Origin of the sequence: Mesorhizobium sp. B263B2A (assembly GCF_020165775.1) — a bacterium.
GTDB lineage: Bacteria > Pseudomonadota > Alphaproteobacteria > Rhizobiales > Rhizobiaceae > Mesorhizobium > Mesorhizobium opportunistum.
Map to the genome: position 1 here is coordinate 134,329 of NZ_JAIUIU010000002.1, position 19,921 is coordinate 154,249.

Annotated in this window: 14 protein-coding genes and 2 pseudogenes; 7 read left to right on the top strand and 9 right to left on the bottom strand. The window is 59.1% G+C overall.

Going from position 1 to position 19,921, the window contains the following annotated elements:
- Nucleotides 1-94: 94 nt before the first annotated feature.
- Nucleotides 95-409, bottom strand: coding sequence for a YMGG-like glycine zipper-containing protein (locus LB568_RS05970; RefSeq protein ID WP_023766297.1), 315 nt, complete (start codon nucleotides 407-409; stop codon nucleotides 95-97).
- 237 nt (nucleotides 410-646) lie between these two features.
- Here LB568_RS05970 and LB568_RS05975 point away from each other — a divergent pair, with 237 nt between their 5' ends.
- Entirely contained in the window at nucleotides 647-2,209 is a 1,563-nt protein-coding gene (locus LB568_RS05975; protein WP_224729578.1) for a recombinase family protein, read from the top strand.
- A gap of 14 nt (nucleotides 2,210-2,223) precedes the next feature.
- Entirely contained in the window at nucleotides 2,224-3,033 is an 810-nt protein-coding gene (locus LB568_RS05980) for a plasmid partitioning protein RepB C-terminal domain-containing protein (RefSeq protein WP_224729579.1), read from the top strand.
- Between the two features lie 162 nt (nucleotides 3,034-3,195).
- On the opposite strand, the gene LB568_RS05985 is transcribed toward LB568_RS05980, so the two are convergent.
- On the bottom strand, nucleotides 3,196-3,537 hold the full coding sequence (locus tag LB568_RS05985; protein ID WP_224729580.1) for a hypothetical protein: 342 nt from the start codon (nucleotides 3,535-3,537) through the stop codon (nucleotides 3,196-3,198).
- A 644-nt stretch (nucleotides 3,538-4,181) separates the two neighbouring features.
- Between LB568_RS05985 and LB568_RS05990 the strand changes: the two genes are divergently transcribed.
- The 3 genes from LB568_RS05990 to LB568_RS06005 all read left to right on the top strand — a co-directional run bounded on the left by LB568_RS05990 (nucleotide 4,182) and on the right by LB568_RS06005 (nucleotide 6,866).
- Nucleotides 4,182-4,562 (top strand): hypothetical protein, encoded by a 381-nt coding sequence (locus LB568_RS05990; protein ID WP_412033898.1) that lies wholly within the window; start codon nucleotides 4,182-4,184, stop codon nucleotides 4,560-4,562.
- Between the two features lie 1,063 nt (nucleotides 4,563-5,625).
- Nucleotides 5,626-5,934, top strand: coding sequence for a hypothetical protein (locus LB568_RS06000; RefSeq protein ID WP_224729582.1), 309 nt, complete (start codon nucleotides 5,626-5,628; stop codon nucleotides 5,932-5,934).
- Between the two features lie 671 nt (nucleotides 5,935-6,605).
- Nucleotides 6,606-6,866, top strand: a complete 261-nt coding sequence (locus tag LB568_RS06005) for a hypothetical protein (RefSeq protein ID WP_224729583.1) — start codon at nucleotides 6,606-6,608, stop codon at nucleotides 6,864-6,866.
- 74 nt (nucleotides 6,867-6,940) lie between these two features.
- Here LB568_RS06005 and ligD read toward each other — a convergent pair whose 3' ends face one another.
- On the bottom strand, nucleotides 6,941-8,707 hold the full coding sequence (gene ligD, locus LB568_RS06010; RefSeq protein WP_224729584.1) for a DNA ligase D: 1,767 nt from the start codon (nucleotides 8,705-8,707) through the stop codon (nucleotides 6,941-6,943).
- Nucleotides 8,708-9,608: 901 nt separating this feature from the next.
- Here ligD and LB568_RS06015 point away from each other — a divergent pair.
- Nucleotides 9,609-9,824: a hypothetical protein gene (locus LB568_RS06015; RefSeq protein ID WP_224729585.1), complete on the top strand. Its 216-nt coding sequence runs from the start codon at nucleotides 9,609-9,611 to the stop codon at nucleotides 9,822-9,824.
- 190 nt (nucleotides 9,825-10,014) lie between these two features.
- Here the strand turns inward: LB568_RS06015 and LB568_RS06020 are convergent, their stop codons facing one another.
- The 5 genes and pseudogenes from LB568_RS06020 to LB568_RS06040 form a co-directional block, all read right to left on the bottom strand.
- Nucleotides 10,015-12,168, bottom strand: a complete 2,154-nt coding sequence (locus tag LB568_RS06020; protein ID WP_224729586.1) for a putative bifunctional diguanylate cyclase/phosphodiesterase — start codon at nucleotides 12,166-12,168, stop codon at nucleotides 10,015-10,017.
- A gap of 930 nt (nucleotides 12,169-13,098) precedes the next feature.
- Nucleotides 13,099-13,616: pseudogene (locus LB568_RS06025) on the bottom strand (RES family NAD+ phosphorylase).
- A pseudogene (locus LB568_RS06030) lies at nucleotides 13,613-14,001 on the bottom strand (antitoxin Xre/MbcA/ParS toxin-binding domain-containing protein). The pseudogenes LB568_RS06025 and LB568_RS06030 overlap by 4 nt, the downstream one beginning before the upstream one ends.
- A gap of 451 nt (nucleotides 14,002-14,452) precedes the next feature.
- Complete coding sequence (locus tag LB568_RS06035) at nucleotides 14,453-14,830, bottom strand: hypothetical protein (protein WP_224729587.1); 378 nt, start codon at nucleotides 14,828-14,830, stop codon at nucleotides 14,453-14,455.
- Nucleotides 14,831-15,139: 309 nt separating this feature from the next.
- Entirely contained in the window at nucleotides 15,140-17,824 is a 2,685-nt protein-coding gene (locus LB568_RS06040) for an EAL domain-containing protein (RefSeq protein WP_224729588.1), read from the bottom strand.
- A gap of 280 nt (nucleotides 17,825-18,104) precedes the next feature.
- Here LB568_RS06040 and LB568_RS06045 point away from each other — a divergent pair, with 280 nt between their 5' ends.
- Entirely contained in the window at nucleotides 18,105-18,254 is a 150-nt protein-coding gene (locus LB568_RS06045; protein WP_167313555.1) for a hypothetical protein, read from the top strand.
- A gap of 321 nt (nucleotides 18,255-18,575) precedes the next feature.
- Here LB568_RS06045 and LB568_RS06050 read toward each other — a convergent pair whose 3' ends face one another.
- The gene (locus LB568_RS06050; RefSeq protein ID WP_224729589.1) at nucleotides 18,576-19,676 is read right to left on the bottom strand and encodes a tartrate dehydrogenase; all 1,101 of its coding nucleotides are present in this window, start codon (nucleotides 19,674-19,676) and stop codon (nucleotides 18,576-18,578) included.
- Nucleotides 19,677-19,921 lie beyond the last annotated feature (245 nt).

Below are 19,921 nucleotides of genomic sequence, written 5' to 3' on the forward strand. Positions count from 1 at the left end.
CACAATTAGTCCGATGGACGTAGCCTGCTACGCCCATATCGCGGACGAGCGTCGGCCAAGGTCTATTGGGGCGTCAGTAGCCGGCGAACGCCCTTCAATAGTTGCCGTTGTAGTAACGGTCATCGCATGGTGCTGTGTAGATACGGCCGTAACGGTCCTGGTAGCGGCACATCTCGTCGCCGCGACGCTGCGGGGTGGTCGCGCTACCCACCACCGCACCCAGCAATGCGCCGCTGGCCGCGCCGATGACCGTGCTTTTGGTGTTGCCGCCGATGGCCTGGCCGACGAGGGCGCCGCCGGCGCCGCCGATCAGGGCTCCGGTTCCAGCCCTCTGCTGGCCTTCGGTCTGCGCGCAGCCTGCGAGTGCAGCGGTCATAAGCACCGCCAGAATGGCCTTCTTCATCATCATATCCAGAGCTCCTTTGTAGCCCCGGGACTGCACATGGGGCGATGTCGCTCAAGTGCGGTCGGATTGCGGCCGAACAGCGGCGCGCCGGCTCACGAAGTGAGTCAGGGTTTCCCGGCAGTTGAACGCCATGGTTTCCAAACAGAAAAGCCCGGCATTCGACGCAAACTGGACAGGAATTTTCAACCAAACCATAGCGCTGTGGTCGCTAACATGACCGATCGGCAGGACGCGCGAACGATGGACGAGGTTGCCAGAACCCCAAGAGTTCCTTCAGGCAAACGCATCGTTCGCGCCGCTCAGTACCTGCGCATGTCGAAAGAGCACCAGACCTACTCGATCGACAATCAGAAAGATGCCATCCGCAACTATGCCGAAATCATGGGCTACGACATCGTCGCCACTTACGAGGATGCCGGTCGCAGCGGTCTCAACTTAGCCGGTCGTCCCGGCCTCCAGCGGATGCTGGCCGATGTAGAAAGTGGGCGCGCCGAGTTCGAAACGGTCGTGATTTATGATGTCAGCCGCTGGGGACGTTTCCAGAACATCAATGAAAGCGCCGCCTACGAATTCCGTTGCCAGATGGCCGGCGTGCGGATCGAATTTTGCGCCGAGCAATTCGCAAATGACGGCAGCGTCGGCTCCGATGTGCTTATGGCTATCAAACGCAGCATGGCCGCCGAGCACAGCCGCATGCTCTCTCAAAAGACGTTCATAGGCCAGGCGAGGCTGATCCGGCTCGGATTCCGTCAAGGTGGCAAGCCGGGGCTCGGCCTAAGACGCCAGTTGGTGGACCAGTCAGGACGTCCCAAATTTATCCTCTGCCCGCACGAACAAAAGAGCCTGCACACCGACAGAATGATCTTGGTGCCCGGGCCGCCAGAAGAAATCGCGACGGTGCGCTGGATCTTCGGTCAGTTCGTCAAAACGCATAAGACAGAGCTTGAGATTGCAAGGCTGTTGAACAAGCGCGGCGTGGTCACGGACCTTGGGCGGCCATGGAAGCGGGAAACGGTGCGCGGAGTTCTGACCAATGAGAAATACATCGGCAACAATGTCTGGAACAGGCGCTCGCGCAAGCTTAAAGCAAAGGCAACGAACAATCCTCCTGAACACTGGGCTCGAGCGGACGGCGCATTCGAGCCCATCATTGACCGCAGGCTGTTCGAACGGGCGCAACTCATCCACCAAACGCTCTATTCGCGCATCAGGGTGAGCAACGAAGAGATACTGCTTGCGTTGAAGAAAGTTCTGGCGCGCCGAGGCTACTTGTCTGCCTCGATCATTGACGATGCGCCTGATTGCCCCGCGGCTAGCCTGTATTTCCATCGCTTCGGAAGTCTTCTGAAGTCCTACGAATTGATCGGATATCGGTCGCCCAGGCAGTTCATCGCCTCGAAAAGGCGATTGGCGACAGTGCGTATACAGGCGATAGAAGGCTTACTGGGCGCGATCGGAAGCGCTGGCGGACAGGCGACATATGACAAAGAGGACGAGATCCTCCGGATCAACGACGAGTTCACGGTTGCAATCGAAGTCCTACATTGCACCGCTTCCGACTACGGATATCCCTTCTGGTCCCTGAAAACCCGACGCCAGTCGGTGGCTGACATTTTCATCTTGATCCGGATGCGCCCAGGTGACCTTGTCATTCGAGACTATCTGATTGCACCTATGTCCAAAATCGTCGGCAAATCGGAATTGCGCGCTTACAATGGGGCTCGACTGGACACCTACCTTTTCCCCACGCTCGCCCCAATTACCAGACTGGCAGCGCGAGCAAATGTGGAGACGATATTGTGAGTTCGAAATATCGTATGACCCGCGTTGCCGCCTACATAGCTTTCCAGGGTAACGGCCAGAGACACGCCCGGAATATTGCCGCTGATCAACCGGGGTCAAAGGTAAAGCTCTTCGTGCCAGAGCTTTTGGCAACCTATGAAGCAGAGTGCAGACGCAAGCGCCATTTCATCAAAGAAACAGTGGAAGCAGAACAGCGCTTGGGCTGTATGGTCAAAGCGCTTCGCCTGATCATGAGCGACACGAAATTTCGCTCATTGCTGGTGTCCGAAAGCCTTGCCACCATGCCAAAACCCCTGGCCCAGCGGTTGCAAGGCCTGACGGTCGAATCTCAGATAGCCGCGCATGCCTGGGAGTCCCCTTCTGACAGCAGTGCCCAATTTGTCGGCGGGATTTGCCCCGACGTGCTCAATTTTCTTCAGGACTACCCTGTGAAGGTGAAAATCTTCGGCTTACTGCGGCATGTGCTCCCGGCCAGGCAATTGGAAATTGCCAAGTTGATGGTTGCCATGGAGCGGGTCACGTTCACGTATGAAAAGTTGCTTGTCGCCTTTACGCCTCGTGCGCTGCTGGCCGAGGGTTTCGATCCGACGACGGTTGCCAACGCGTCTAAAGATCAACTGAACGCGATGACGCCAGAACTTGACCGGCTAAGCCGTGAGTTTCTGAGCGCTGTGGAGCGACGTGGTTCGGTGAGCCTGGAACTGTTGGCTGCCGGCCGCTATCTCGATCGGCTGATGAATAACCCCAGGGCCGTGCGGTATCTGGCGCGCAATTTTTCCGGCCATTTTGAAGAGTTCCACAATTTGTCGGTGCCCTACAAATAGGTGGATCGAATGACATACCGGGCCGGCTTGGATAGCCCACGTCCGCGGCCATGCTACTTGTGCCACTACCGGATTTTTGGCGCGACAGCACCACATGGCTCACTCTATTTTCTGATCAACCGCTTTCTCATCCAAAAGATGCCTGCCACCACCAGCCGTAGCTTAGCCACGACGTTGACGCGGTGGCGCTGACAGTGGACCTAGCCAAGGCCGGTCCGGCCATGTTCCCATCAGTGGTGTGGTTTCGTTCTCGCCGATTGCCGATGTGCCGATGACAGGGATTAAGGACGGCCCTCCCGTCTTATCCCGGCGCTTTTTCAGCGCATCGATTTCGTCGTCACGCCGGGCGATGCGGCTTTCCAGATTGGCGATGCGCTCGGTTAGAAAATAGCGACCCACAACGAACCCTCCACTCCCGAAAAGAATCGCGAACGTCGCGAAGGCAATAGGATTGGCAATGATCAACGCCGCATTGGCCTGGAGGAACCTGATCAAATCATGCATTCTCAAACCCGCTCAATCCCTTGGCATCCTCTGGATTTCCAACCGGACCGACGGTCCCTTCTGTGCTCCTCGGCGGTTGCCGACACCAGAGGTGCTGCTCGTGTCAGACTCGCGAAAAACGTTCGAAATCGCACCACACGACAAGCCAGGCTCGCGTTCCAGTTCTGTCTTCCTCGCCACCCGGGTGCAGCGTCTAGTGCGCTGCCGGGCTGCGGATGCCAATTCCGACAGAGCTCAGCCCGCCGCCCCGTTTTGGGGCTTTGCCATGGACGCTCTCTGGCTTCATGCTGTCACAAATAAGGAATATATTCCTGCCTCGTCAAGACCGCAGCGGCCTATCGTTCTTTTTTTGCTCCGAATGGGAGCGGTACAGACTGCGGGGTTTGGGCAGCCCCGGGGAGCCGCTTCGAATTGAGACCGTGAACGCGCATGCCGCCGTCTATCTTCCGATCCCTCTACACGCCCGCTTCGGCCTGAGTTTTTGCCTGCACCGTTGCTTCATCGTGATCCTGGAGATCGTCTACGAACCACTCGTCAGGCCATCGCGGTGATTGGCGGCGTGCGCAGTGCGTCCTGTGAACAACGGCAGATATCCACGAAATGTTGGCTAGGCCAATCGCACAGAACAGCGCACTGTCGCTAACATGGTGGCTGGACATGTTGAAATGGTTCTGTTCGAGCAATCGATGGCCAATGCGGATGGCATTCAGCAGCCGTTTTCCGACAGGGTGATCGACGCTGCGGAGAAAACTGCTGGCAAGGTGCTGTTCGATGTGCGTGTCGACGGTGACGCCAACATTTATAGAATGGCCGCCATTGGATACGGTGACGCAGATACGGCGATAGTCGTGCTCGAGAAGAGTGGCCAATTAAGGTGCGCCTCAGTGAATGGTGCCGCGTCGCCTTTCGTCGCGGCGCTCGCTGCTTGGGAGGCTTCCCCATTGAGCGAACACGTGCGAGCTGACTACCATGGCACAGCGCTGATCTTGCTGGCTAAGCTTCGCGCGGCTGGTCACCTCAAATGATCAGAACTACGCCATCACTCTGGTAGCATTCTGTCGGCACCATCCGAACCCAATCTTGCAAGTTCGCGGGTCAAACAGGTCAACCGCTTGTATTTGTCCAAGCCTTACACGACCGACGAATTGGCGGAGAAGATCCGGAAGGTGCTGGATCGAAAGTGAAAGGGCAACGGCCGCCGGTGCTCGCTCACCAAACCCTCTCCGCTTCAGCCGCGTCACCGGAGCGCGCGCCTGCCGCGCAATGTGTGCACCGAAACGGGCCGGAAATCCCAGCAGTCGACACCAACATCATACTGGCGTGTCAGCGGCTTCAATTTGCCGTGCGAATGTCCGTGCAGATTTATCGACTTCTTGCCCATCCGGTTCCATGTCCGGAACGGATAGTGGCACAACACGATGAGCTGGTGCTCCTGAATAGCTCCCTATGTGTTGGAACTGTTCCACCGGTGTGCGGCCGTTGTTTCGGAAGCATCATTGTTGCCGACGACGATGAGGTTCTTGCGGCCGTTTAGGTGTGTCAGCGGGGCTTCGACGTTCCTAGGCGCGCGAAGTCGCCCAGCTGCCAGATTTCATCCTCAGGGCCGACGGTTTCGTTCCAGCCGGCAACCAGCGCTTCATCATGCTCGGCCAGCGATCCGATCCTGAGATGCGGGGATCGTTGACATGCGTGTCGGTTTGGGGGCGACATGCATTCGCGGGGAGATCCCGACGGTCGCGCTCTTTTTGTGGCTACTCGCAGGTGCCAACAGTCCTAAATCGTTCCTCTGTACTGGGTTGCCTCAATCCATAGTAAGAGTGCAACAGCTGGCGACCGCCCCTTAACTTCCAAATCCCGACCTCGATAGCCCCCAGCCACGATCCATACCGTCTTTGAACGCCGATATATTTTAATGCCCCGTGCACTCGCCCAATCGCACAGGTATGCAAAGTCTCGCTTCATGATCTTCCCACACTTCGCAAAATCGGAACGCTAGTAACCGCGAAGGTAGAGGTATGTTCCAAGAGGGCGATCACACTTTAGCATCTCCTTACGAAACAAACTCGCCTGCTCCGAGTTTGAATCGGCATGGCTAAGGGCAGCATCAACATAGGCGATGAGGTGGCAATCATGGCGACAGTCCGGCGGCGCGTCACCGCAGACCGCGTAAGCGTCTCGATCCCCTCTTACGGCTTCCCGCATTCGATCATCGACCGGACGTCCAAAGTGCAGAAGGGCCAGCCGATCGAGCTTATCGGCAGCGTCACTCACGTCGATGGTGATCTGGCGACGGTGAACTTTGGCGTGCCTATCACCGTCAACCTGGACACGCTGCGCTTGGTGAATGCCTACAAGCCGCCGACGAGGAAGACGCCGCTGGTAGACAAACCGACATGACGAAGCTTTCAAAGCTTGGCCCGCCTAGCCCGGCACGTTGCACGGCGGCGAAGACATCCCGGAAGAGCGGCATTTCTATCCGTGCCCCCATTGTGGGCAAGAGGTGGACCAGCGGGATTTGCGCCAATGCCGCCTGTACCAGGTCCTCGTATGAGCAGCCAGGCTACAGGCCGTTTCGGATTGGCAGCGGCAGACGACAACTAGGCGGCGATGCATTTCCGGGGATTTCCGACGGCGGGACGAGCATCCCCGGCCCCCGACTTCGCCGCGTCGCAAAGCGTAGGACAGCAAAGAACCCGCACGCCGGAGCCAGCGGGTGTACGTTCAGGTGATAGGACGCTCCCAGCCGGGCATGTGTTTGCGGCCCTTTTTGAGGCCGGGAGCGGAACGAAAGGGCCAAGTGACGATTTTCTAATGGAAGGGAGATGATCGAGGACGCCGAGGAATGGTTGAACTTTTGAACCTGGAAATGGCGGTGGCCAGACAACACGCTCAGGCGCTGCGAACTCTCCCTCGATCCGCCACAGACAATGAACAACGACAACCACGGGCTTGCGATCAGTCTTGCGCTGTGCAGCCGCATGCGAGCCGGGCAGGCGCGGGCAAAAGCAGCCCGTCGGCGGCTACTCAACATAGCGCACCCGACAAGCATGCCTTGAGGAGCCAAAACCATGATGTTGTTCGAACCATTCAATTGGGATGGTCACAAGCGAAGCGAGGTCTACCATGCCGCGCGGTTATCGATGCTCCATGATCGCGTCCTGAAACGCATGGATCGACTCGACCACTTGGCTGATGAAGTTGAGCGAGCGGCAGCCATTCTGGTCGACCTCACCCACGCCTCTGCTGCCGAGGCTTTTCAGGACGCGGTTTTCAGGAATCCGTCGGCAGCCTTCCTTCAGCTTGAAGCAGGTCAAACACTAGGGCTCTGATCGGTGAGGCAGGGCGCCACCGCCGCCTCACGCTTTTGCCATTGGGAAGATTGCGCCTGTGGCCAAAGTTTGGGTTATGCCGCCCTTCGGCTATCGGGCCTGAAGGGGTTGGCGAGTGTGAAGGCGTCTGGCCTGATACCTCGTTCAACCTGTCCCCATGTGACAGGATGGGAAATGGGGAAGCCCGGCCGCGCTCGCGGAGAAAAAGCCCCGACGGCGGTGTTGCCCCGGCCGTTGCGCAGATAGTCAAGGAAGATGCGGCTCTTTCGGGCCGCCGGGTCGGCTGACAGCAGGTATCGGTCGGGTTCGGCATCGATGAGGCATTGAGCCAGCGATCTGGCCAGTTGCCGGACCTCGTCGTGGGTCATCCTGGAGCCGAGCGGCGTCATCAGGTGGATGCCTTTGCCGCCGGTCACCTTCGGCCAACTCTCCAAGCCAGCCGCTTCCAAGATACGGCGCAGCGACAGCGCGGCCTCAACCAGCGCTTGCCACGGAACGCCTTCACCGGGATCGAGGTCGAGGACGAGCCGGTCAGCATGTTCGATATCGTCAATGGTGGCGTTCCAAGGATGCAGCTCGACGGCGTCCATTTCGACTAAGCCAAGCAGACCGTCCAGATCGTCAATCCACACTCGGACACCTTCGCCACCTTCGCGCTTTTGGACCCGAAGCTGGTGCACCGAAGCCGGTATCGGAGGCAATTGCCCCTTGTGATAGAAGGTGGCGCCGAAGGCGTGGCGGACCAGCTTCAGCGGCCGGCGGCTCAGATGAACCAAAGCCTGATCGGCCACCCGCTCCCAATAGCGCGCGAGCTCTTCCTTGGACGGCGCGATAGCATCGGGCAGAAGCTGCAGAATGTTTTCGCGAGGGACGCCATGCCGGGGTTCCGAGCGCTTGGAGGGAGACGGCGGCTTGGCCGGGATCGCCTGAAGATCTTCCCGCAGCCCCTTGAACACGGCCTCCCGCAAGATGCCGCGATCCGTGACACCGCTGAATTGCACCTCCGCCAGCACGTCGGGCCTGACCCAGGTCGCCTTCGGCTTCTCAACCGGTTCGGACAAGGGGGATTTGCCGACGACCAGCGGATCTAGCCGTTCCCTGACCCGCCGTGCTGCGTCCAGCGTATAGCCGCTCTGAGCTTTCCCGGCATAAAGCAGCCGGTCGCCTTTCCACCTGCCGATATACAGCGAGGCGATACGGCGGGGGTGAGCACCAAGCTTCTCGACAAAGGCGACAATCGGGAACGTGTCGCTCTTGATGCATTTCACCTTGAGCCAGCTCGTTTGGATGCCGGGGCGGTACGGCGAATCGGCTCGCTTGGATACGATGCCTTCCAGGCCCATCCGGCACGCGTGGTCGAACACGTCGCGACCGCATGCCTCTAGGTGCTCGGCATAGGTCAGCGTCGGCGCCGTGTCCCTCAGCACCTTCTGGAGAGCGGCCTTGCGTGCAATCAGCGGTTCTCGCCGAAGATCGCGGCCGTTGAGGTGCAGAAGGTCGAATGCAAAGAATATAAGCTTATGCGAGTTCGCATTCCCCAGTTCCCGCTCAAGAGCTTGAAAATCCGGCAGGCCGGTGCTGCCCAGAACAACGGCTTCGCCATCGAGGATCGCGGATTCGACGGGCAGCTGCGCCGCCGCCTGAACAATCCGCTTGTAGCGGTGCGACCAGTCGTAGCCCCGGCGGGTAAATGCGCGCGCCTGCTTCCCCTCGACGACAAGCTCCGTCCGGTAGCCGTCATATTTGATCTCATGCAGCCAGTCGGCCTCCTCGGGCGTGTTTAGAACCAGCGTTGGCGATTGGAACGCGATGAAAGCGAGTTGGCCTTCCGGTTTACGCATGCACTTGCGACTCCCTGAGCGGAGTCAAATCGGACAGCAGCAATCGGTTCCTGGAGTTTTAGTAAAAATGAATATGACCTGCTCGGGCGACGACCAGCATGCCCACCCAAGCCGGCCAGTGCTCGTATGCATTCCAGTGAACTATTCACCCTGCCGATCCCCGCCCGGGCAAGTTCGTCTCCTCCTTCACCTGTCGTCCCAAATCTCTACGGAGGCATTCGGTTTCGTCGGAGCCGTCCTTGGCGTCTGTCCGTTCGAGTTCGCGGTCGATTGTTTCGCGCGACCCCTCCACGGGATCCTGTTTTGGAGATCCGTCAGGGGCGTTGTCGACCTTGCCTTTGTTGCCCGGCCCGCTTGGGTAGGAAGATCTCGACATGTTCAGTTCCTTTCCGTCTGTCCGCAAAGCCCGAGTTCCAGCTCTCAGTGCTTGCCTATCAAACCAGACCGCCAGTGCATTGTTCCATGTCCGGCACCGCCCTGGTCACTGTCGCGTCTGCGAAGAATGCGACGAACCGGGAGACTCATCACGCCGCTAGGCCGAGGCTAAAGTGAGCTCCAATACAAGACGGCTGTTGCCGCCCCGGGCCGTGCTTAGACCGCTTTGCTTCGGGCCGCCCGTCGCCGGCCATCGTCGGGGCTGACGGCGCAAGTCTCATCTGACGTGAGGCGCAAACTTTGGCGATAGCCATCTCGTTAACCATGTCCATCGACAGGCCAGGCGGCCTCGGGCCGACTTGGCAAGAATGCCGACTGGTCGGCGTGCACGATGTTCGCGGCCCGGCAAAGGCCAGATGCCAGGCAAATTCCGCCGCCACACGCGGCCAGGGAACATTTCCTCTTGCTTGACGTTTTGCGCCACCCTCGTACAGCAAGTATGGCCATGCATAGTCGCAAACCGGTGATGGCCGCGCTCGTCAAAGAGATCGACGCGGTCCGCCTCAGCATTTCGCTGCTTCAAATCGATCAATGCAGAGACACACGACCCGGGAGAAGCGCATGGCGTTCCGGCTATGAGCTGAACGCCCAAAAGGCCCGCCTGGCTCGCCTGGAGACGGTGCTCGCGAGCTATCCGTCGGCACCGGCAGCCCGGAGATTGGAACATCAACAGAGTGAGTGACAAGCAACGCGGCAAAGTCTTTATGGAAAACGGCATGGCAGGCAGGCGCAACCACAAAGTGGAGGTTCTGGGCGACGGGTGCTCAGCTCCTCTCGGCCAGGAAATGTGCTGGCCGATTTTGACCGAGTGCCAGAACCGCATCGCCTGCCACAAGCCCGTTAAGGGTCACCCGAACCCGCATTCGGCGGCCTCAGGCGGAAGCGCGCCTTGTTGCGCCCGTTATGAGATTCTCGATCTCTTGCTTGGGCACGGGCCTGGACAGCAAGAATCCCTGTAGCTGGTCACAGCCGAGTTTGCGCAGAAAATCGCATTGGCTGTCCGTCTCCACACCTTCCGCCGTGGTGCTGAGGCCAGTGGCGCGGGCCAGGTCAATTATCGCCTGAACAATAGCCTCGTCTCCATTTGAGTGACCAAAGCCCTGCACAAAGCTTCGGTCGATCTTGATCCGGTCGACTTCCAGGGTCTGCAGGCGTCCAAGTGAGGAGAACCCCGTCCCAAAATCATCAAGAGCAAAGCGTACGCCGATGCTGCGCAACGCTTCGACGTTCTGCTGGCATTCAGTCCGGTGCTGAGACAGCGTGCTTTCGGTGACCTCGAGTTCAAGCCGTCGAGGGTCCATCTGGGTCTCCAGCAGGATGCTCGTGACCTTCATGGCAAAGCTCGGATTGTTCAATTGCAAAGCCGAGACGTTCACCGCCAATGTCTCGATTGGCCAGTGTACCGCATCCAGACACGCCTGGCGGAGAACCAGTTCGCCCAATTGTTCAACCAGTCCCATTTCTTCGGCCAACGGTACGAACAAGTCGGGCGCAACCCAACCACGCTCCACATGCGACCAGCGGGCAAGCGCTTCAACACCTGCCATCCGGTTTGTGTCTGCGGTGTATAGCGGCTGGTAGTAGACCTGAATCTGGCCGGGCGCTTGCAAAGCACTGCGCAGGTCCTGTTCGAGACCCTTGCGCATTGCCAAGGTTTGGTCCATCTCGGTTGCGAAGAATGCATAGCTGCTGCGGCCCCGAGCCTTGGCGTGATACAGTGCGACGTCGGCTTTACGCACCAACTCTACCCACTCCAATCCGTCCCTTGGAGCAAACGCTGCGCCAACACTCACCCCCACAAAGACCTGAGCTCCGGCGACCTGGAATGGCCGGCGCGCGGACTCGAGCAAATGTTCGCATAGCGTCCTGACCTCATCTTCGCCTGCGACCGAACGCTTGATGATGATGAATTCGTCGCCACCCAGGCGCGCGACCGTGTCTGCCTCGGTGGTTAGCCGCCTCAACCGGTCTGCAAACTCCCTAAGCAGCTCATCGCCGGCGGGGTGACCGAAGGTATCATTTACCTGCTTGAACCTGTCCAGGTCGAGGTAAAGAACCGCCAGTTGCTCGCCCGTCGAGGGCAGCCGCGACAGCGCGTCGGCCAAACGGTCGTTGAATTGCCCGCGATTGGGCAGCGCGGTAAGCAGATCGTTGTGGGCGAGTTGAAAGATTCGATCTTCCGATTCAATTAGCTTCAAAGTTCGCCTGCGCAACGCTCTGAGAGCCACAATGACGCCGCCCAGAACCAGCCCGCACAAGGCGACCAAAATTGGAACCAGTTGAAAGAGAACGAAGGTCCCGGGCCGGTATGGCTGCCAGACGAAGAAGCCGATGGTCGAGCCGGATCGGTCGACGAGGGGATAAGATGCCTCTGCCGAGGCGAGCTTATTGACCCAGGAGAAACGCGCGCCCTCGAGCAGATAATCCTGGCGCAGCAAGGTAAGCAGACTGCCATCGAGATATCGAATCGCGACGTGCAGGAACTCCTCCCCTGGTATTTGCGCGATGTGGCCACTGTCGGAAACGACCGGCTTTACACTCACAATGGCGGGGTGGCCCGAGATGACGGCCATGTCGGAGGCACCTATCGTGAGCACCTGCTCCGTCACTCCATCGGTGTCCTCACGTTTCAATCTTGCCCTAAGATTGAGGACAAGAGGCGCTGTCATCGGGCTTGCGGAACGGTAGCTGGAGGAAGCGACAATAGAGCCGTCGACGAATGCGTAGACTGGCGCGTCATTGGCGTCGAGAATGTAGACCTGGTCGTGGCCAAAGTAAGTGTGCATCCAGCTGCCGAGATTGGTGTCGATCCATTTTGCGTCGCGGCTCCGCAGCGCGTTGACCGCATCGTCCCAAACCGTGACGCTCTCCTGGTCATGCGCTACTCCGCTCTCCAGGTTGGATACGATCAGCGCAACCAGGCTTTTTTGCCGCGACACGGCAACACGGTCAGTCTGGATAGCCGACCACAGCAAAAGTCCCGCGGTGACGATCGCAACTATCAGCGTCACCACGGTGATGGGCAAAGCCGTTCTCAAGAGGAAGAGACGGCGGGTTGGTTCGCCAAAATGCCGTAGCGGTTTCATGAACCTGCTGTACGCCAGGAAAACTTCTGGACCGTTAAAGGCGCCCGCTGCCAAGGACGGCGGGCAATGAGCAACTGTGCCGATAAACTCGATGATAGGTGACCTGCCCAGGTGATGGCACCGCGCGAAGAGATCGAGCCAGGAAGGGCACTAAACGTGCCCAGCAAGCCAAGCGGTATTGCCCTCCAATACTCCGACCTCTGCTGCTGCCCCGAGCGTTTCAGGAAATTGGCAACCTACATCCTACACGCGAATATGACGGGCGGGCGCCACTGTCACTTCGATCAGCGATGGGTTGATTAAGCGCGGGAACATTGGTGGGCCAGCGAGGTTCTTGGCGTCAAAGGAGCACCAGCCGGCCGGGACCCGTGACAGGACACGGTGGAATATCCGGGCTCGCAACAAGGGTTTCCGATAGGGCAGCTTATGAAATCAGTACCGCGCCAAGCAGCACTCCTCTTCGACACGATCGCGACCTGATCGAGGAGACCAGCAGTGATGAAGACGCTGCAGCGGAACGCAAGAAAGCTGGAGGGGTGATTGCAAACCACCATCGAGCCCCACCGCTTTCGGGGCTCTCACTGCACAAGCACCGCTCGACGCAGCGGTCGAAGGCTGTGGCAGAACCCGCCTGGTTGTGGGTCGTTGCCGCCGTTGCAGCGCGCATCGCTGAGAGTCTGCTACCGCGCTCGCCCGCAGCGCCTTAGCTCCCTACCTGTCCTGGCTGCTTTCATCCCGGGAGTGGAAGATCTGAGGTACCCGAGATTTGACTTGGCGAGGCACAGACGCGATTGCTTTTGTGTCAATCTCACCAAACTATCAGGCCTGTAGGGCGAAAGCCCCCCTGCCGTCCGGATGAGCGAGAGTGCGTTACCGCCAGGATAGTTCGTCCTTGGGCAACCGACCGCTCGGGTCGAATGCAGCTACCTTGTGCGGCAGATCCGGGCCCCAGTCCCAAAGGACCAGGTTGCGATCCTCCATCTCGGCGCTCGGCGCGAAACTTGGGACAACGATGCCGGCAACGTTTCGAGGCCGCAGCCGGTCGTAGACGGACCAGGACGCCGGGCGCTCCCCATCGCTAAGCGCCGTCGCCCAGGCCAGCCCATGTCTTCGAGCGCGACAGAAAATTCTCCCCTCGTCTCTTTCGTTGTCAGATCCGCGATGTCGTCGCAGTCAACGTCGTACGAACACAGCACGCAGGGGTCGATCCGCTGCGCGAAGCCCTGGTTGGCTTCCTTGATGGCTGTCATTAGGCTCAACGCCAGATAGAGCGCCGGCACACCTTTGGGATTGAATCGGGCCCCCCTGATCGCTGCTCCTGCACCGGAAGTGGGCTTAAATGCCCAACGTGGATCGTGCGCCCGATAGCAGGTTCCGACGAACTTCACGCAAAGCCACCAAGGGCCATGTGATCGAGATAATCACGGACCGCAACGGCCTTGCCGTCCTTCACCAGCGCCTCAGCCGTGCGTCCGCCGAATGCTGGAAGCGGCTGAGCGCGATACCAGGCCATCGCCTGCTCCTTGCCGCCCGCCCAATCCGTCACGCGACTGATAATCTCGAGCATCTCCCGCAGACGCCCCTGTGTTTTTACCGCAGCGCTGCGCTCCGGCCGATAAAGGTCTCGCGAGCAAGACCAGCGGTTTGGGCCAACTGGCTCTTGGACATGCCAAACCCATCCGCGACCTGTCCGATCGCAATTTTCCCGTCCCGGTCCATATAGGACAAGATGAGAGGTCCGTTCCGTTGGGGGATCTTGAGTGCCTTGGCCACAGAATTCATCCTACCCATAGTGAGAGTCAGATTTCTTGTGCAAAGGACATGGCAGTCCTCCACGGCTTTCAAGCCCAGGTCTGAGCCAATTCAAGCCCACAGTCTCGCCCTTCAGCAGAGTGCGGGCAGCAGAAAGCTTGCCAGTGCATCGCATCCCGCCTCATTAAAACGCGCTGCTCGTGCGACGCAATTTACGCCAACGGTTTGGTTAGCGCCGAATTGATTTGCAGCCCCCCACCAAAGACAAAGCGGTGGCGGTCGCGCTGTCGAGAAGATGCAGCACCATGAAGAGCCGACGCCGAACCAGCCAGCGGCGGCAGGTCGCGGCCGCTGGGACGCCGTGGCGTCTGTGAACAGTAGCTGTATTACCTCCGTGACTGAAATTCATGTCATGGCCGATGATTCGGGCCAGACCGTCGCTTTGCCACGCGACCATAAGCTTGCGTTTGGGTCAGGTTCCGATGCTGGATGAGGCACGCCGCCGCCACCATGAAAACCCGTAAGCGAATATCCAGTTGAAATAAATGAGAGCGATAATCGACCCGGTCAGGGGACCTTGCAGGCGCCAATAACCAAGGAAGTAGCCCGTGCCTTCCGACAGCGTGCCGTATGCCGTGCCCGCCAGCACGACGCATGCGGTAACAAGCAGTCCGTTAGCGACATTGAGCGAAGGCACGGTGCGCAGTGCGTTGAGCCAAGCGGCAAATGAGACCGCAGCTAATGGCAGACAACTGAACGCGCCCGCGATCCAGCCGTGGCCGGCGCCGCCCAAGGCGATGAACCCGAACAATAATAGGGCGCCGAACAGCGAGGCGACTACGTATCTCATGGGTCCGAGTTTCCAGCACTCCTGGTCTTAACGACTGCCAATCTGTTCCTCCAGCTAGCGGCCCAGCGGTTGCTTTGAAAGCGGCACAAGTTCAGCCTCGTCTTTGACGCCGGCTACGTGTTGGCAATGATCCGGGAGGCAACGGCGTCACGCGCCTACCGTCGGGCCTCAAATGTTGAAAGACCCTGGGCCGAGCAGTCAGGCGGGATGACCCGCATCGCGACCGCCGCCACTCACTCCTGCATGGGTCGCCATCACGTGAGGGCTGAAGCCTTTTTCGGTCGACGTCGGCGATCAACGCAATCTGAGCTATCTGCTGCGGCTCTCCAGCAACCTTTCGATCTCTCGGGAGCATACCGGTTTGCTGAAGTGATAACCCTGCATCTCATCGCAATTGTTTTTGCGTAGAAACGCCACCTGCTCGTCAGTCTCGACTCCTTCCGCAATGACTCTCATTTTCAGTTTTTGACCGAGCGATATGACGGCACTCGCGACCGCCTGATCGTCTTCGTTCGTGGCGACGTCGTCGATAAACGACTTGTCGATTTTTAGCCGTGCGATTGGAAATGTCTTGAGAGCACTCAGGCTTGAATACCCTGTGCCGAAATCGTCGATCGAAATCTGAACCCCTAAGCTTTGGAGTTTGTTCATCGTTGTGACTGCCAGACCGACGTCCTGCATGATCAGGCTTTCTGTGAGTTCAAGTTCGAGATAGCAGCCCTCCAGGTCACTCTCACTGAGCGCGTGAACGACACGTTCAACCAGGTTTTTTTCGCTGAATTGGCGAGCCGAGACATTCACGGAAACGGTGATCGGCTCCAATCCGAGATCTTGCCAAGCCTTGTTCTGCCGACAAGCCTCATGCAGGACCCAATCGCCTATGGGCACGATCAGGCCTGTCTCCTCGGCCGTGGGGATGAAGCCAACTGGGGCCATCGCCCCGTGTGCTGGATGGTTCCAGCGTATCAACGCTTCTACGGCCACGATCTGCACGGATCGGAGATCTATCTGCGGCTGATAGAAGAGCTCGAACTCTGATCGAGCCAGCGCAGTTCGAAGCTCTTCCTGCAATAAGAAGCGTTCATGAGCCCTGGTGTTGAACTCCGGAGCATAGAACTGGAAGTTGTCGCGCCCGACCGCTTTCGCCCGATACATTGCAGCATCGGCATTGGCCACGAGGCTTTCCGGGGCCTTTCCATCTTTTGGGTAAGTTGCGATACCGATGCTTGCTGTCGCCCTTACGCAATGGTCGCCCAATTGAAGTGGCTCCGCTATTGCCGTACGGAGTTTCTGCAGCGTTTCTGCGATGAGGTCGACGTTCTTCGGTTGATCCGAAAGCACAAGGACGAACTCGTCACCACCAAGTCGAACGATAGTATCGGTCGAACTGATGCACCCCACCATCCGTTCGGCGACTGTTTTGAGCAGCCTGTCGCCTGCGTTGTGGCCGAGCGTGTCATTGATAAGCTTGAAATTGTCCAGATCGATGAAGACGACCGAAACCCAGCGATCATATCTTTGGGCGTGTAAAATCGCCTGCGAAAGTCGGTCCTGAAGCAAGGCTCGATTGGGCAGTCCGGTAAGCACATCATGGTTGGCCATGAAGTGGATCTGGTCTTCCGCCTTCTTGCGCTCGATGGCGATGCCGGCGATGCGAGTGGTAAAGTTGATCAGACGGGTCTCGGCCTCCGCGGGCTCACGAACCGTCATGGAGTACATTGCAAAGACACCCAGAACAGCGCCTTGGTGGGAAACTATCGGGGTGGACCAGCAAGAGCGGTAACCGTACCTCTCCGCCAGGTCGCGATAATCCTCCCAGAGAGGATCTCCCATGATGTCGGCAACTACAACCGGTTCGCGTCGAAACACAGCGGTCCCGCAAGATCCGACCTTGGGTCCGATGGCGACTCCATCGATGGCATTTATGTACCCTTCCGCCAAGCTCGGCGCCGCGCCGTGCCGCAGATGCCGGCCCTCCTTGTCGAGGAGCAGCACCGAACCCAGAATCCCCGTGAGTTGTGATTCCATGAGACGCATCAGCCGGTCCAGCACGTCGTCCAGCGGCGCGCCGGTCGCAATCATCTCAAGGATTTCTGCCTGCCCGGTGCGGAGCATATCTTCCCGCTTGCGGCCTGTTATGTCGTGAGCAATGCCGACCAGGCCAAAGACGTCATTTCGGTCGTTACGCAACGGTACCTTGGTTGAGGAAAGCCATTTGCCCGCCCCTGAACGATCGACAACGAATTCTTCCTCATCGATCATCGGCTGCCCCGTCCGCAGAACACTCAATTCGTCGGCTCGAAATTTGCTCGCAAGCTCGGGGGCGTGGAGATCGAAGTCTGTCAATCCAATCATGTCGCGGGTCGTTTCGCGCCCGCTGTCGGCTGCGAGCGCCCTATTGGCCACAATGAAGCGGCTTTCCGAATCTTTGACCCAAAGGTAATCGGGTACCCAGTCGATCAAGGTCTGCAGCGATATCCGCTCGTCGACTATCTGGCGTATAGCGATTAGCTCGGTGACATCCTCGTGGGTCGAAACCCAACCGCCGTCCGGCATAGGGTGATGATAGACTTGCACCGTTCGTCCGTCGGCAAGATCGGCAGCCCACGTTCGCGATATCGCACCTGAATTAACTGATCTGGCCAAAGCAAGATATTCGTCGACCGACATTGCGGATGTCCCTGCGGCGACGCGGTGCACCACGATCTCCCGCAGTGTGATGCCCGGGACAAGACGCTCGGGCGGCACCCGGTAAATTTCAGAATACCGAGGGTTCGATAATATCAACCGCTCCTCGGGATCGAATAAACAGATACCTTGGGAGATATTATCAATGACAGTCGCAAACCGTAGGGCCTGGGCTTCGAGACTTTGAAGTTTAGCGTCCAGATCGCACTGGCGGCCCTCGTAGGAAGTCCTTGCCAATTTGGCCAATGCGGCAAGCCCTACCGACTCCGAATCTTCTCCCGCCTTCTTCGCTGGTTTTGATGCCAAGCTGGGCTCCTCCGGTTAGTTGCTCCTCCGAAAGCAACAAAACCAGACTGAGCCTAGCCCGTAAACGTTATTGAAAACTGACTGACCGCAGGTGAATTGGACAGGATTTTGCCGCCGCGTTGCGATCGGTCTCACGGCGCATCAGGCACGCAGACCTGCGCCCTGCGGGGGCAACATGCTTACATCCCGCATCAGCGTCCGCCCGCCGCGGTCGAGGACGAACGTGATCGAGGTCGGTGCGAGAAGCCGTGATCGCCTTCTGCCGGAGGCTCGAGTCGACTTGTGGCGACACCACAATCTCGAAGCGGTCGCCTGCGACGTCAGCTGTCGGGCAACGGTGAAGCTGATTTATATGGCCGGCATCGTGACGCCGTTTCCCAACATCGTCTACGCGCTCGATCTCTCCTTGCCTGTCGCGCCGGTGAGGTGAAAACACGAGCCCACTCCCGAGCCGGCGGCACAAGGGGTGGCCTTGCTGCGACGCGGTCAACCGAGCGGCGATCTTCGCCGACCGGCGCAATGCATCCTCCTAGGTGTCCTCGATTCCGAGGGATCGAACCAAGCCATGGCGGACTCGACAGTCTCGCTGCCCAGCCCGCCATCGTTCCCGTGGCGCTGGGCATGCCGCCAGGAGTGCTCCACGCGCCTGCTTGGGACCGCATCTCGCAAGCCGCGGCCGACAGTCACCAACCCCAAGCACCTTATGTAGGGTATCTCGTCATGCGACTTGCAAGCGAGCAACCGTGACTGTCTATCCGACCGGCGGAGATGAACTCGTGCTGTTTAGACCTGACAGCGCCGCAATCACTGCAGCGGTGACCTCGGCGGTGCGGGCCATCCCCCCAAGATCCGGACTGAGATGCTCCCCCCGGCCGGTGACGATTTCAATCGCTACCATTAGGCGCCGCGCCGCGGCGTGCTCGCCGAGATGGTCGAGCATCAGGCTTGCCGTCCAGAACGATCCAAGCGGATTGGCGATGCCTTTGCCGGTGATGTCGAATGCGGAGCCATGGATCGGCTCAAACATCGATGGGCGGGTGCGCGACGGTTCAATGTTCGCGGTTGGGCCGATTCCCAGCGAACCCCCAAGCGCCGACGCCAGATCAGACAGGATGTCGGCGTGCAGGTTGGTCGCCAGCACAGTGTCCACGCTGCCGGGCCTGTTGACCATTCTTTGCGTCATGGCGTCGACCAGCATCCAGTCAACGGTCAGCCCTGGGTAGCCGCGGACCACTTCGCGCACGACTTCGTCCCAGAGCACCATGCCATGGCGCTGTGCGTTCGATTTGGTTACGACGGTCAGCAGCTTGCGAGGGCGCGACAAGGCAAGATCGCAGGCAAAACGTGCGATACGCTCAATACCGGCGCGGGTGAAGACAGCAACGTCCATGCCGACTTCGATGGGCAATCCACGATGGGCGCGACCGCCAACCCCCGCATATTCGCCTTCGCTGTTCTCGCGTACGATCACCCAGTCGATCTGCTGGCCGAGGTCGGGCCGCAGCGGGCCTGTCAACCCGGGCAGAAGGCGCGTTGGCCGCACATTTGCATACTGGTCAAACCCTTGGCAGATCGCCAGGCGCAAGCCCCACAGCGTGACGTCGTCGGGGAGCTCCGGGTCGCCAACCGCGCCGAAATAGATCGCGTCGAAATTTTCAAGCCGAGCAAGCCCATCCTGCGGCATCATGCGGCCATTGCGGCGATAATAGTCCGAGCCCCAATCGAAGCGCTTGAACTCGAAGGCAAGACCGAATTCCGCGGCAGCCAAGGTCTCCAGCACCTCGACGCCGGCCTCAACCACCTCGGGGCCGATTCCGTCGCCACCGATCACCGCGATTCTATGCAAGGACATTTTCAGTTTCCTTCTCAGCGGCAGCGACCTTGGCGCTGGTCATTGGTTCGGAGTAGTGGGCACGTATATCGTCAGTCCGCGTCTCTTGCCACGCGACAGCGGCAACAGTGGTCTTGCCCTGATCAGCGAGGCGGATGGGCGATGCCGCGGTAATGGCCGCTCCATCCGTCATCAGCTGCTTCAGTTGCCGCGCAAGGATTTGACGATACTCCAGCGGGCCGGTCACCTTCCACCAACTTGGCCGC